General features: G+C 33.5%; 14 protein-coding genes. 6 read left to right on the top strand and 8 right to left on the bottom strand.

From position 1 onward, the window contains the following. Window positions 1-24 precede the first annotated feature (24 nt). On the bottom strand, window positions 25-225 hold the full coding sequence (locus QO200_RS07805) for a hypothetical protein (protein ID WP_371538470.1): 201 nt from the start codon (window positions 223-225) through the stop codon (window positions 25-27). Between the two features lie 824 nt (window positions 226-1049). On the opposite strand from QO200_RS07805, the gene QO200_RS07800 reads away from it, so the two are divergent. Both QO200_RS07800 and QO200_RS07795 read left to right on the top strand, forming a co-directional pair. Continuing rightward, window positions 1050-2192 (top strand): saccharopine dehydrogenase family protein, encoded by a 1143-nt coding sequence (locus QO200_RS07800; RefSeq protein WP_371538468.1) that lies wholly within the window; start codon window positions 1050-1052, stop codon window positions 2190-2192. 100 nt (window positions 2193-2292) lie between these two features. Beyond that, window positions 2293-3003, top strand: a complete 711-nt coding sequence (locus tag QO200_RS07795; protein WP_371538466.1) for a DUF4339 domain-containing protein — start codon at window positions 2293-2295, stop codon at window positions 3001-3003. A gap of 185 nt (window positions 3004-3188) precedes the next feature. Here QO200_RS07795 and QO200_RS07790 read toward each other — a convergent pair whose 3' ends face one another. From QO200_RS07790 to QO200_RS07780, 3 genes are all read right to left on the bottom strand, one after another. Next, the gene (locus QO200_RS07790) at window positions 3189-3782 is read right to left on the bottom strand and encodes a 2OG-Fe(II) oxygenase (RefSeq protein ID WP_371538465.1); all 594 of its coding nucleotides are present in this window, start codon (window positions 3780-3782) and stop codon (window positions 3189-3191) included. 163 nt (window positions 3783-3945) lie between these two features. Further along, window positions 3946-5409, bottom strand: a complete 1464-nt coding sequence (locus tag QO200_RS07785; protein WP_371538463.1) for an AAA family ATPase — start codon at window positions 5407-5409, stop codon at window positions 3946-3948. 152 nt (window positions 5410-5561) lie between these two features. Further along, window positions 5562-6680 (bottom strand): VWA domain-containing protein, encoded by a 1119-nt coding sequence (locus tag QO200_RS07780; RefSeq protein ID WP_371538461.1) that lies wholly within the window; start codon window positions 6678-6680, stop codon window positions 5562-5564. Window positions 6681-6828: 148 nt separating this feature from the next. Here QO200_RS07780 and QO200_RS07775 point away from each other — a divergent pair, with 148 nt between their 5' ends. Beyond that, window positions 6829-8064 carry an ATP-binding cassette domain-containing protein gene (locus tag QO200_RS07775; protein ID WP_371538460.1) on the top strand — a complete coding sequence of 412 codons (1236 nt, stop codon included), beginning with the start codon at window positions 6829-6831 and terminating at the stop codon, window positions 8062-8064. Between the two features lie 112 nt (window positions 8065-8176). Here QO200_RS07775 and QO200_RS07770 read toward each other — a convergent pair whose 3' ends face one another. The 3 genes from QO200_RS07770 to QO200_RS07760 are packed head-to-tail and all read right to left on the bottom strand — an operon-like array spanning window position 8177 to window position 8963. Further along, the gene (locus tag QO200_RS07770) at window positions 8177-8557 is read right to left on the bottom strand and encodes a YchJ family protein (RefSeq protein WP_371538458.1); all 381 of its coding nucleotides are present in this window, start codon (window positions 8555-8557) and stop codon (window positions 8177-8179) included. Window positions 8558-8565: 8 nt separating this feature from the next. Continuing rightward, on the bottom strand, window positions 8566-8796 hold the full coding sequence (locus tag QO200_RS07765) for a hypothetical protein (protein WP_371538457.1): 231 nt from the start codon (window positions 8794-8796) through the stop codon (window positions 8566-8568). An 11-nt stretch (window positions 8797-8807) separates the two neighbouring features. Next, window positions 8808-8963, bottom strand: a complete 156-nt coding sequence (locus QO200_RS07760; RefSeq protein WP_371538456.1) for a hypothetical protein — start codon at window positions 8961-8963, stop codon at window positions 8808-8810. A gap of 487 nt (window positions 8964-9450) precedes the next feature. Here QO200_RS07760 and QO200_RS07755 point away from each other — a divergent pair, with 487 nt between their 5' ends. Continuing rightward, the gene (locus QO200_RS07755) at window positions 9451-12294 is read left to right on the top strand and encodes a PAS domain S-box protein (RefSeq protein WP_371538455.1); all 2844 of its coding nucleotides are present in this window, start codon (window positions 9451-9453) and stop codon (window positions 12292-12294) included. Then, a complete protein-coding gene (locus tag QO200_RS07750; RefSeq protein WP_371538453.1) occupies window positions 12291-12686 on the top strand; it encodes a response regulator in 396 nt (131 codons plus the stop codon). The genes QO200_RS07755 and QO200_RS07750 overlap by 4 nt, the downstream gene beginning before the upstream one ends. Before the next feature lie 15 nt (window positions 12687-12701). Here QO200_RS07750 and QO200_RS07745 read toward each other — a convergent pair whose 3' ends face one another. Further along, window positions 12702-13259, bottom strand: coding sequence for a hypothetical protein (locus QO200_RS07745; RefSeq protein WP_371538452.1), 558 nt, complete (start codon window positions 13257-13259; stop codon window positions 12702-12704). A gap of 94 nt (window positions 13260-13353) precedes the next feature. On the opposite strand from QO200_RS07745, the gene QO200_RS07740 reads away from it, so the two are divergent. Then, window positions 13354-13602, top strand: coding sequence for a hypothetical protein (locus tag QO200_RS07740; RefSeq protein WP_371538450.1), 249 nt, complete (start codon window positions 13354-13356; stop codon window positions 13600-13602). Window positions 13603-13723 lie beyond the last annotated feature (121 nt).

Genomic DNA, 13723 nt, shown 5'->3' with positions numbered 1-13723 from the left:
AACCACTTTAGTGCTTAATATAATTTACTGCTGTGCGTTACTATTTACATTGGCAACATTATCAGCATTGGTAAGTTGTGACTCACTAAATTTTCCTATTAATCTATTTCCTAAATCATCCTCCCACTGCATAATCACGTTTTCAACTAAGCCAAGTTCAAAATCAATTATTTCCATAATTTGAAATCCAAACTCTTGTCCTACATTTTGTCTTACTTTAAACATAGTTATTGTTTTTTATTCTAGTCACTTTCCTATTAGGTTATACATTCTGGCTAATAGCTCCTTTTATATCATTGTAGCACTATTTTTTTTAGTAATAAAATTACCCCCACTCCTGCTGAATCCTATTACAATACCCCCTTTAGATCTTATAGAATTGTCACTCAAAATAGTGAATTATTTAACTACCAGCTAATTATGAAACTGAAAATTAATAATTCCTTCTAAAAATTACACATTAAGATCCTGACATCACTTTTTTTTCATGAATTCTTAATTTATCGTATAAATAATAAGTATGCTGCCATTTTAGGCTTTTCACTACAAGTCCGCGGGCATCGCACTTAAAAACATAAACACAAAACGAGCTTCCTACGGTCGCTGTTTTGGGTTTTGTTTTATTTAGTGCTCCTTCCCTTACGGGCTTTCCGTTACTATCCTAGGCAGGACGTAAACATTGTATCTGCTCGAATTAATTCTTTAGTGTCTTGACTACAATCATTATCTTAAGTAAAGACCCCATCTGCTTTTTGATAGATTGGTAGGTTTTGAGTATTATTAAATCGAGACATCATAGTTGGGTTATTTGAAAACAATACCACGTTTTTTATTACAAAAAAACCAAGTCTACCATATTAAAATTTAGGTGGATTTGACTAATTATCATTAATTAATCGGTACTATTTTGTTATCCCGAGGTTGCGGGACGTGGCCAAAAATAGTTCTAGCAAATAAATTGAGAGGAACAACAGTACCTAATTTTAAACCACTAAATATTTAATTAATTAAAAATCAATTGTTTATATAAATTTTATTAACTTTAGTATATGAAAAAACATTTCAATATTATTATTGCAGGTGCAGGAGGTATTGCTGAGGCAGTTAGTTTAATTTTAGCCGAATGGAGTGATGTCACTCCTACTCTTTATATAGGTGATAGGAGTTTTTTAAAAGCTAAAAAAGTAGCTAAATGGGTTGAGGAAGGAACAACAAAACCCTGCACTATCAAAGCTTTTAATCTTGACGAAAAAGAATTAACTGAGGAAATGATTGCCATCTTTCAACAGGGGGACATCATTCTCGATTGTCTCCCAGGTAGTGCATCACCAAGAATTGCTCAATTTGCAAAAGACTTCAAACTTCACTATGCTAACCTTACCGAGTATGTGGCCGAGACGGAAGAAATTATAGCTTTGTCTAAAAATGCCGATACTGGTTTTCTACTACAAACTGGCTTAGCACCTGGATATATTAATTTATTAGCCCATGAATTATTCCGAAAATTTTGTAATGACTACAAAGTCAACTCTGTTCACACTTTAGAATTCAAAGTAGGTGCTTTAACAAAACATGCTGTAGCACCGCATTACTACGGATTTACTTGGAGTCCCGTAGGTGTGGCCACCGAATATCTAAAAGCTACCGTCGTACTTAGAGATTACGTAAAAACCACGCTTCCCTCCTTATCAGAAAGAGCTGAAATTATTATTGACGGCATTACTTATGAAGAAGACCTTACCTCTGGTGGTGGTGCTGATTTACCTCATGCCTTATCTGGAAAAGTGTGCAGACTCGATTATAAAACGCTACGCTACCCCGGTCATTACGCATGGATTGAAAAGCAAATTAAAAAAATAGATGTTGCCGCATCTAAAATTAAAGAACTACAATACAAAATGCAAGAGGTAATTCCACATATTGAGGACGACCAAATTGTATTGTATGCCGCTATACAAGGCAGAGATATTGAAGGTGTTTTACGCCGTCGAGAAATAGCCAAAACCATACTTCCTCAAAAAATAGGAAATCATCTACTAAGAGCAATTCAAACCACTACCGCAGCTCCTTTGGCGCAAGCCGCTCAATTACTACTAGAAGGCAAGCACAGAGGCGTTCTTCTTCAAAGTCATATTGATTCAGCCGCATTCCTCAACGGATTTTTTGTTTCAAGAGTATATGGAAAATTATAAAATCTAACTAGAACAAAACAAACTACTGTTTTCAACACAAACAAAATACATTTTTTTGTAATATTACACTCTATTAAAGCACAGCAAATATTTGCAATTTATGAGAAGCTACTACATCAATAATGGCAAGGAAAATGGTGGTCCTTTTATCCTAGAAGAATTAAAAAAACAAGACTTAAATAAAGCCTCTTTAGTTTGGTACCAAGGTATGAACGAATGGAAAAACGCTCAGGATATAGAGGAACTTAAAACTTTTTTCGCAGTAGTTCCTCCAACGATAAAGCGATCAATTCCTTCTCCAGAAATTGAGCCCATAAAAAAGTCTACAACAATTTTAGGATTAAAGAAAAGTCACTTTTTTTTGACGCTTTTATTTTTATCCATATTCGCAGCTGTCCTTGTGCTTAATGTTATTCAAAATAATAAACGAAGCGAATTAGATTTAAAAAATAAACAAACAGAATTCAGTAACGAAAAAATCACACTGGAACAAAACGAATTTAACGAACAACGAATACAAGACGAAATAAAAAAAAGAATAGCATTAGAAAATAATAACCTGAGAAGAAGAGATTCTATTAACAGTCGTATTACTGAAATTAAGGCCTTACTTATTGACAATAAAAATCAGTTCGAAAACACACAAAAGGATTTTACAGATGCCGAAAAATTCACATTCTTTCGATCTGAAAATGAAAAACTAGAAGAAATGAGCTTGTTGCAAAATGATCTCCAAAACATAAAAAGTCAAATAAGCCAACTACAAAATGAATCGGACAGATTGTATTTACAACTTGAAACAATTCATTAATAACCTATTGCTATAACTGACATGCAAACCGTCCTATTGATTTAAAATATAATAAAGTGGCATACATAAGCAGTACATTAGAAAATAACACACAGATAAAGCAGATTTAAAGGTTCTCCGCATTTTTATATTAGGTGCGGAAATCTATTTAATCTGCGTCTCAATTACTAAAACTGTTTTAAACATCAATCACATTTTAACCAACCTGTAATACTCATACGGGTATTTTGAGTAACTAAAACTTCATGAAGCAGCTCATCGCTTTTAAAGAAAACAGTTTTTCCCTGCGTCGGTGCAATTTTCTGGTTATTATTATCTTGGTGAATTAACAATTCCCCGCCATCAGCCGGTTGCCAATTACTATTTAAATAACTAATCATCGAATATTTCCGACTTGGATTATTGTGAAATTGATCATAATGTTCCAAGTAAAAATCGCCCTTTTCATATAAGGAATAATGAAATTCATAGCCTGTAATTCCAGTGAAACAACTTTCATTTAGGTAGGCTATAAAAGCTTCAATTTGAACAAAAAAAGCATTTTCAAATTCGTTATTGTGTTTTTTATCCAACCAATAAATAGAATCGCTTCGCACAGCGCTATCATAAGCAATAACTTCTGAGTTTCCAGTTCCAGCGACAATTAATAAATTTTGTTGATTTAAGGCGAGTAAATTTTGCTTTAAGCTATTGGCCAAGTCGTTGCTTAAAAAATGTTCAGAGATACCTACTTTATTCTCGATATAGGAGGTAATTAAAGCTTCAAAGCTATTTTCCATTGTATTTCATTGACCGAAAGTGATGCCAACGGAGCAAGGTAGATTAAAAATAAATAGCAATAGGTATTTACTAAACTTAATAATCATTACGAAGTACATAAAAAAAAGGATCCAGAACTGAATCTGAATCCTTTTTGCAATTTTATAAATGCTATATTAGTGATTATAATTTACTGATATAACTTCCATACATATCTTTGAACTGGTAACCATCAGTTATCCTGTCTTTGCTCAGTTTTTTATATTCTACCATTGCCCACAAAATAAATTCTTTCATGAAAAATTTGTCTTCTTTTTCTAATTGGGGTTGGTATTTCTTAACCAATATTTCCAAAGGAACTATTGATCCTAGAATTCTCTGGTATTCCTCATCTGTAGCGTCATCTAATAATTCAAAACCGCTTTCTGCAAAAAACCATTCGATTAAATCCGTATAGGCCGTTTTTTCATCTGGTTTCTCTAGTTTTTCAATTTTCGGGAAATAACCTGGGAAAAACGTATGAATTGCTGATCCAATAAGGTTTTGCGCTACAAATGCTGCTCCCTCCTGCTCTCCTTCATAAACCAACTCTACCTTACCTGTTATCGATGGAATAATTCCCATAAAGTCAGATAAACGCAAGGTGGTTTTGTCTACTCCAGCTTTTAGCGCGCGACGCTCTGCCGTACTTAATAAGTTTTCATAAGCAGTTATACTCATACGGGCACTTACCCCACTTTTATTGTCAATATATTCACTTTCTCTAGCTTCAAAACTAATTTGTTCTAATAAATCTTTGGCCAGAGAAGGAACATGAACCATATCGCTCTGAGCAACGTCCAGCTTCGCTTCTTGTTCTGTAATAGTACGGGCGATTTGTACCGTTTCAGGATAATGTGTCAATATTTGAGATCCAATTCTATCTTTCAACGGAGTTACAATATTCCCTCTGTTAGTATAATCTTCTGGATTTGCAGTGAATACAAATTGCATATCTAGCGGCATTCTCAATTTGAATCCTCTAATTTGAATATCACCTTCCTGCAAAATATTAAACAATGCCACTTGGATTCTGGCTTGTAAATCTGGTAATTCGTTAATCACAAAAATACAACGATTAGCACGTGGAATCATCCCAAAATGAATCACACGATCATCAGCATAAGACAGTTTTAAATTAGCGGCTTTAATAGGATCAATATCACCTATCAAATCGGCAACAGTTACATCTGGTGTGGCTAGTTTTTCAAAGAAACGGTCACTTCTGTGCAACCATGAAATAGCGGTAGCATCTCCGTTTATTGCAATTAAATCTTTGGAATAACGCGAAATAGGCTTTAGCGGATCATCATTAATCTCTGAACCAGTCACAAATGGAATATACTCATCCAGCAATTCAATCATTTTTCTCGCTAAACGAGTTTTTGCTTGACCACGAAGCCCCAATAGATTGATGTTGTGACGCGATAATATAGCACGTTCTAACTCCGGAATTACCGTGTTTTCAAAACCGTGAACACCCTCAAAAGTTGGCTTTCCTGATTTTATTTTCTCTCTTAGATTAGTACGTAATTCTTCTTTTATACTTTTACTTTGATATCCTGAAGCTTTTAACTCCCCTAATGTATTTATATTTTCTATTTTCATTTTTTTTATTTAATTAACCGCTAAGTGCGGGAAGTCGTTATTCTAATTTCTTACGGTAACTCATTATATTTAAAAACAAAAGACGTTAAGTATTTATTGCTATCCTCTTTATTTCACTGCTCGACTGAACATTAAAAACTGAACACTGAATACTACTTAATTCTCTTTTTACGATTCGTCTCATAATCTTCGAAGATCATTTCACCAAGACCTTTCAGTCCCGTATAAAAGGCTTTTCCTTGATTAGCTTCTGTAAACTTATTGACAAATTGCTGTAAATACGGATCGTTTGCAATCATAAATGTTGTTATTGGAATATGCAGCTTTCTGGCTTGTTGTGCCTGACTGTAGCATTTATCTACAATATATTCGTCCAGCCCATTACTATTCATATAATAGCTACCATCTTTCTCACGAACACAACTCGGCTTACCGTCTGTGATCATAAAAATTTGTTTGTTGGTATTTCGCTTTCTTCTCAGTAAATCCATTGCCAGTTGCAATCCCGCCACGGTATTAGTGTGAAAAGGACCTACTTTTAAGTACGGTAAATCTTTAATGGCGATAGTCCAAGCATCATTTCCAAAAACCAAAATATCTAAAGTGTCTTTTGGATAGCGCGTTGTGATTAGTTCTGCTAGCGCCATAGCCACTTTTTTGGCGGGTGTGATTCGGTCTTCACCATACAAAATCATACTGTGACTGATGTCGATCATCAGTACGGTACTCATTTGGGATTTATACTGGGTGTCCTCGACAACCAAATCATTTTCGGTGAGCATAAAGTCTTCTACTCCGTTATTGATTTGGGCATTACGTAAACTCTCAGTCAGGGAAATTCGTTCCAGGCCGTCGCCAAAATGAAACTCCCTAAATTCTCCCGTATGCTCATCTCCATTCCCGGAATGTTTTGTTTTGTGATTTCCGCTTCCAGACCGCTTCAAATTTCCGAAAATCTGGTCTAAAGCTTGCTGCCTGATGGCACGTTCTGTTTTCGCCGTTATTCCAATACCTGAAGTTCCATCGTCCTTTAGTTCATCTCTGATGTATCCTTTTTTCTTTAAATCTTCTATAAAATCATCGATGGTATAGTGTTCATCTGTGAGTTTATATTCTTTGTCTAATTCCCGCAACCAGTCAATTGCTTCGTCAAAATCTCCTGAAGTATGTGTGATTAATTCCTTGAAAATTCCAAAGAGTTTATCAAACGGAGACTGATTTGGCGCCTCATATTGCTTGAAGTAGAAACCTTTTTTAGTATCATTTTTCATAGACTTTAAAATTACATCATTTTGAAACAGTGTCTTGGCAAACGATTATTAATTTTTAGTTAAAAAAAGAGTTTGTTATCACATTCCTTTCGAATCAGGTGGTACGAAAATAAATAAGTTTAATTTTATCGTTTTAAAAAAATCAATAATGGAACCATTAGAACATTGGGGAATCTTTCTATCCAATCAAGTCGATAAAAATGCATTTATAGAAACCATTCTTTCTGGAGCATCCCGCACAGAGCTAAGTACTTTTAACACTAAAAAAGGAATCCTTTTTTCAGACATAGCCATTGACAACTTCATTAAAAAAGAATATCAATATGATACAGTCGAAACTTCATTTGAGACCCCAAGAAAGCTAAGGACTTTTTCATCTGGCGAACGAAAAAAAGTTTTTTTGAACTATTGCATCGACCAAGAACCTGATTATATTATCGTTGACAATCCACTAGACCATTTAGATCAAAAATCTAGAAATACGATTACAATTATATTACAGGAATTAGCTCAAAAAACGCAATTGATTCTATTAGTAAATCGTCAGAGCGATTTAGTTCCTTTTCAAGTAAAAAAAGCGCACATCAAAGACAATTCATTTGTCTTGAACGAAATAAAGCCAATAATTAAAGCGCAAGATTTATTTAAAGCGAATAGCATCCCACCACCTCTTGACCCCATCATTTTTTCTGAAGAGGTTCTAATAAAAATGAATAATCTTTGCGTAAGCTACCACGAAAAACCAATTTTAAATAATATTAATTGGACTATTAAAAAAGGAGATTTCTGGCATTTACTGGGTCCTAATGGATCTGGAAAAAGCACCTTGCTCTCTTTAATAACGGGAGACAATACAAAGGGCTACGGACAGGATTTATATCTTTTTGGCATGAAAAAAGGTAGCGGAGAAAACATCTGGGATATAAAAAAGAATATTGGTTACTTTTCGACCGCCATGACTGATTTATTTCAAAAAAATGACAGTCTCGAACAAATGGTTTTATCTGGTTTTTTTGACTCCATCGGCTTGTACACACAACCCACAGTTTTACAAAAAAATATAGTTTCGCAATGGCTTGAGTTACTCCATTTAAGTCCACTTAAAAACAAACCTTTTAAAACACTTTCAATAGGCCAACAAAGACTTGCGCTCATTGTGCGTGCCGTACTAAAACATCCTCCTTTATTAATTTTAGATGAGGCTGTAGAAGGGTTAGATGATGAAAATGTTGCCATGGTGGCACAACTCATTACCCTTTTATCGCAAGAAACAAATATGGCGATTTTATACGTTTCTCATCGAATTGAACCTAACATTATCCCTAATACAGTTTATGAATTAACACCTAATACAACAGGTTCTACTGGTATAGTTAGAAACTAATCGTACTATAAATTTAATTTTGGCGTGACCACAAGGGTCGTGCTTTACGCTCTCAATCTCCCGAAAAAAACGGGAGGATTTCCGCTGCAATCACTCACGCGATTACGTGGTACTAATAAAATTCTCCATCAACATAAAACCAACTTCCGTCTTCTAATTTAAAAGTAGAATGTTCATGATGAATTTGTGCATGAAGTGTGCTATCAAGATAAAATGCTTTAAAAGTAACCGTATTTATAGTCGCGTCTAAAACAGATAATTTAATCCATTCATTACTTTGAGACCACTCTAAAATATCTTCTTTTTTATGGTGCTTCCGCGTAGAAACATGAGTCGTTGCTACTAAATAATCTGCTTTTTGTGTAGCATATGCAGAATAGCGCGAGCGCATCAAAGCTTCTGCTGTAGGGGCTTTTTTAACTCCTTTGATGTAGCTTTCGCAACATTGGCTAAAGTTCTTTAGCGAACCGCAATAGCATTTTAATGTTGTCATATAGGTTGTTATGCCTGCCCATTAAGAGCTATAATCTTTTGGTGCAATTGATTTAATAATACTTGGTATTTACTGATTTCAATCAAATCCTCGTCTTCATCAGAAAAATCAAGAAAATCATCTAACTGCTCACTTACTTCCGCTAATTTGTTGTTCGCTTCTTTAGCATTTTTAATTGCAATCAAATCAATTATTTCCTGAACATTTTTGTTCAATAAGATAAATTTATCGTTTTCCATTTTTTGTTTAATTAAATAGTAGTATCTGAATTCTTAGTATCGTGGAATTTTTTCACAATTTGTTTTAACTTTTCTTTGCGAAGAATCTCTGCATTTTTCACCCTATCCTGTGCTTTATGCAACTTATCGTTATGCTTTTTGATATTCTTTTCGTTATTCCTGCTCATAATAATTTGTTTTTCAATCTATTTCTATACTACCTATTCTTAACGCAACATGCACTTTAGCTAATCACTATTAAAAATAAAATAATTTTAATCTTAAATCGAAGATTCTTGTACTTTAGAATTATTAGGCAAAGTTCGGCATTTTAATTGAAATCATACTGTGCTTCTATGGCTTAATAAAACCTTTCTGCTATTTGTATTAAAAATTAACAATCCTCCAGAACGAATTGATTCCCATTAAACCAAATAAATTTAATGATTTAATAACCTTACTTACTAGTTCATGAAAAATCAACACCATATCTTAGTTGATTGTATTAATTTATTTTTTGTCCTAACAACGATCCAACAGGAAATTTAATCTTTCATTACGTTAATTAATAATCTATAAATTTACGGTTTTCAGTAATTTCTTATATATTTATAAAATTTTTATAATTAAAATTGTAAGTCATTCAAGATTCCCGCAATCCCTCAAATAGCATAAATGAAATCTGAAAATACTAGATTAAAATTTTACCATTGGTTTTTAACAAATCCAAAAACAACGGGCTTCTTTACATTCCTATTCTTGAGCATTTTTGTAGGATACATCGCTTTTCAGCAATATAAAATAGTTAAAGATGATGAACAGCATGCGATGAGATATACGCTTGAAACTATTCATCAAAACATTGAACAGTCACTTAAAAACTCTTATACAACCACACTTTCCTTAGCGCTTACTATAAATGACGAGGGTGTTCCTGAAAATTTTGACACCATTGGAAAAAAATTAGTAGCTTCTAATCCAACTGTCTCTGCAGTTCAGTTAGTACCAGACGGAATCATTAAATATACTTATCCTGCAAAAGGCAACGAAGCCGCAATGGGTTTAGACATTTTGAAGTCCGTATCTCTTAGAAAGGAAGCGTTAAAATCGATTGAAACTCGGAAAATGTTCTTCGCCGGTCCCTTTAATTTGAAACAAGGTGGTGTTGGGATTGTGGGGCGTCTTCCTGTATTCCAGAATAATAAATTTTGGGGGTTTTCAGCAGTTATCATTAAACTAGAAGACCTCTTGAAGTATTCAGGGGTACATAGCATAAATCATTCTAAATATTACTTTCAGTTTTCAAAGGTAGACCCTGTTACTCAAAAAGAGGTTTTCTACCTGCCCAAAGAGAACGAATTTTCAAAAAATTATAGCGTATCGTTTCGTATACCTGATGGTGATTGGGAAATATACCTTACCTCTAAACATCAAAACTATCTATATGGCCAAATTGTAATACCAGCCATTTTTGGTTTGCTATTAGCAGCATTATTTGGTTTTTTGGTAACGATTATCCTGAAAAAACCGGCCGAATTACAACTTTTAGTCGAAAATCAGGCCGCTATCCTTTCTGATGGCGAAATAAAATTTAAATCGATATTTGACCAAGCTGCTGTGGGTATCGCATACATGGACTCTATCGACGGCTATTTTCTCGAAATCAATGATCAATATTGTAAATTATTAGGATATTCAGCCCAGGAATTGCAAAAAAAAACATTTCAATCCGTCACGTATCCTCACGACCTGAAACAAGATCTATCAAATTTAGAAAAACTGAAACAAGGAACGATCAGAGAATACTCAATGGAAAAACGATACAGAACAAAATCCGGAAAAATTATCTGGACTAATCTAACCGTTTCACCCCTTTGGAGTGTTGGCGAGAAACCATCCACTCACATTGCGATTGTTGAAGATATTTCATTAAAAAAAGAAGCCGAAGAATTACTTAAAAAAAGTGAAATTCGTTTTAAAAGTCTATTTAATGACTCTCCTCTTCAGCTATGGGAAGAAGATTATTCTGCAGTTAAAAAATACCTTTCAGATCTGAAACTCATTGGTGAAGACCCCGAAAAAATTTCCACTCATTTATTTAAACATCCTGAAGTAGTGAGGAATTGTTTCTCCTTGGTTAAAATTCTTGATATTAATGCGGAATGTCTTGTTCATTTTTTCCCTAAAACAAAGTTTGAAATCCTTAACGATTCTTCAATTATTTTTACCGAAGAATCTATTCCTTCTTTTATCAAAAATATTGAGGCAATCTGCTTAGGCAAGAATCAATTTAAAATAGATGCCAAGACAAAAAATCCAAATGGAGAGATCAGGGACATACATTTGATGTACAATGTAATGAAAGGATATGAAGATTCTCTAGAAAGAGTAATAATCTCAACCGAAGATATTACAGCAAGAAAAACAGCTGAAAAAAATATTATTGATTCACAAAAAAGAATAGAATCTCTAATTAATACTATTGATGGAATTGTTTGGGAAAGTGACCTTGCAACCTTTTCATTTTCCTTTATCAGTAAAAAAGTAGAAGAAATATTAGGTTATACTCAAGAGGAGTGGCTGGCGAGTCGTACTTTTTGGAATGACCATATTCATCCGGAGGATCGAGAATGGGCAGTCAACTATTGCAATTTGAAAACAACTCAGAACTTAAATCATACTTTTGAATATCGAATGATTGCTAAAAACGGATCAATTGTTTGGCTGAAAGATATTGTAAGTGTTGTTTATGAAAATGATAAAACTGTAGGTTTAAGAGGTATCATGATCGACATTACAAAGAATAAAGAATCAGAAAAAGATTTAAAGAATTCTTTTAACCTCGTTACAGAACAAAATAAAAGGCTTTTGAATTTCTCTTATATTGTGTCTCATAATTTAAGATCTCATACTAGTAATATTGCTTCAATTATGTCCTTAATCGAAACCTCTGATTCTGAGCAAGAAAAAAACGAGTTACTACTGCTATTAAAATCAGTATCTAATTCCTTAAATGAAACGATGCTGCACTTAAACGAGGTCATAAACATTAGAAATAATATCGGTTTGATATCAGAATCTTTAAATTTAAATTACTATTTAGAGGAAACAAAAAAAGTGCTTTCTCAACAAATAATTGCCAAAAAAGCGACTATTTTTGCCGAAATTCCACATGATGTAAAGGTCAATTACAATCCTGCTTATTTAGAGAGTATTTTATACAACATTATTTCTAACTCGATTCGGTACAGCCATCCTGACAGGTCTCCCGTTATTAACATTAAATGGTTAATTGAAGAAGAAAAGAACATACTTCAAATTACAGACAACGGAGTTGGAATTGATCTGTTAAAAAACGCAGACAAGATATTTGGGATGTACAAAACATTCAGCAATAATCCGGAGTCAAAAGGAATTGGATTATTTATTACAAAAAACCAAATTGACGCTATGAACGGTAATATTACGGTGGAGAGCACACCAAACGTAGGTACTACTTTTAAAATCTATATTCGATGACAAAAAAGAAAATATGGATAATAGACGACGATTCAATTTACCAAATCATCGTTACTAAAATTATCCAAAAAACAGATTTATTCTCAAGTATTTCCTCTTTTTATGACGGGAAAGACGGGTTAGAAGCCTTGATTAGTGTGATTGAAAACAAGGAAGCGCTTCCAGATATCATTCTGTTGGATATCAATATGCCCGTTATGGACGGATGGGAGTTTATGGAAGAACTGGTAAAACTGAAATTCTTAATAAACAAACAAATTGACGTCTATATTTCCAGTTCTTCGATTGCAATTGAGGATAAGAACAATTCCAAAACCTATCCTGCAATTTTAGGCTATTTATCTAAACCTATTACTAATAACGATATCGAATTGATTGCTTCTAATGATTAAAATACTATAGAATTATTACGAGCTAGCATCAATCAAATCTCTTTTAACGTCTTCTAAAGGTTTGGTCGTAAAAATCAATTCCTCTATGATTTTTTTTCGTAAAACATCTAAATCATCGTATTCATAATACTTAGCCCATGAGGTCAAATTGAGTAGATTTCTAATTTGTTTGATTTTTTTAGTGGTTTCAAAACTGCTGCGAAGTATTGCTTTTCCATTATAATCAGGGTTATTTTTATGCTGATAATTAACCGTGTTCTTACTATAATTCATTTCTAAATAATACAGTTCCTCGACCGCATTATCAGGATAAAATTGAGACCAAAGCGCAAAACCTAATTTAGTTTTTGAGTCAGATTCGGGTTCCATAGGTTCTAATCTCCATTTGCTGTTGGCTAACCTTCCCCAATGGTTTGATAAGCGATACATCCCCAATTTAGTGTAATAATAACTACTCCCCGACTTACTGGCATATTGCACCGTTAGCGCTTCGAGGCTACTTATGGGTAGCTCTTGAAAAACACAGAAAGTGTTCTTGAAAGATTTAGGACTGGGGCGAAATATTTTTTGCATTGCACAAAGGTAGTCAGAAAGTCTAAAATGCGACAGCGGGAATTAAATATTTGATTAACTTTGCAAATTAGAATTTTATAAAATTAAATTGATTATGACAAAGTCTTCACAAGAAAAAATGTTACAAAAAGGGGTTTATACCGGGATAATGGAAAAAGATGAAAACAACAATTTCTTTTGTGGTGAATATCTTTTAGATTATAAAATGGCGAGTTCTAATCATACTCTGGGCGATTATATTACAATTAAGTCGATTATCGAGAACCCTAGTGATATCAGCTATAACAAGTACCCTAAGAAATCTAAGAACTTCGATAAAGCAAACAACAAACCGCAACAATAATATTGTTTTAGAGTCCATATTATTTAGAAACTAAGAACTGTTGTATGCTCTTTTTTAGGAATATTTTTTAGTCTCAAACTAAAAATTAAAAAAAAAGTGTACTTTTGCAAAAAAATTGTCG

The organism is Flavobacterium sp. Arc3, assembly GCF_041431375.1.
Taxonomy (GTDB): Bacteria; Bacteroidota; Bacteroidia; order Flavobacteriales; family Flavobacteriaceae; genus Flavobacterium.
This window is presented reverse-complemented; position numbering and strand designations above follow the sequence as displayed.

Bases quoted from the DNA above. Each gene is read 5' to 3' on its own strand.
- QO200_RS07805 (WP_371538470.1), bottom strand. From the start codon at position 225: ATGTTTAAAGTAAGACAAAATGTAGGACAAGAGTTTGGATTTCAAATT.
- QO200_RS07800 (WP_371538468.1), top strand. From the start codon at position 1,050: ATGAAAAAACATTTCAATATTATTATTGCAGGTGCAGGAGGTATTGCT.
- QO200_RS07795 (WP_371538466.1), top strand. From the start codon at position 2,293: ATGAGAAGCTACTACATCAATAATGGCAAGGAAAATGGTGGTCCTTTT.
- QO200_RS07790 (WP_371538465.1), bottom strand. From the start codon at position 3,782: ATGGAAAATAGCTTTGAAGCTTTAATTACCTCCTATATCGAGAATAAA.
- QO200_RS07785 (WP_371538463.1), bottom strand. From the start codon at position 5,409: ATGAAAATAGAAAATATAAATACATTAGGGGAGTTAAAAGCTTCAGGA.
- QO200_RS07780 (WP_371538461.1), bottom strand. From the start codon at position 6,680: ATGAAAAATGATACTAAAAAAGGTTTCTACTTCAAGCAATATGAGGCG.
- QO200_RS07775 (WP_371538460.1), top strand. From the start codon at position 6,829: ATGGAACCATTAGAACATTGGGGAATCTTTCTATCCAATCAAGTCGAT.
- QO200_RS07770 (WP_371538458.1), bottom strand. From the start codon at position 8,557: ATGACAACATTAAAATGCTATTGCGGTTCGCTAAAGAACTTTAGCCAA.
- QO200_RS07765 (WP_371538457.1), bottom strand. From the start codon at position 8,796: ATGGAAAACGATAAATTTATCTTATTGAACAAAAATGTTCAGGAAATA.
- QO200_RS07760 (WP_371538456.1), bottom strand. From the start codon at position 8,963: ATGAGCAGGAATAACGAAAAGAATATCAAAAAGCATAACGATAAGTTG.
- QO200_RS07755 (WP_371538455.1), top strand. From the start codon at position 9,451: ATGAAATCTGAAAATACTAGATTAAAATTTTACCATTGGTTTTTAACA.
- QO200_RS07750 (WP_371538453.1), top strand. From the start codon at position 12,291: ATGACAAAAAAGAAAATATGGATAATAGACGACGATTCAATTTACCAA.
- QO200_RS07745 (WP_371538452.1), bottom strand. From the start codon at position 13,259: ATGCAAAAAATATTTCGCCCCAGTCCTAAATCTTTCAAGAACACTTTC.
- QO200_RS07740 (WP_371538450.1), top strand. From the start codon at position 13,354: ATGACAAAGTCTTCACAAGAAAAAATGTTACAAAAAGGGGTTTATACC.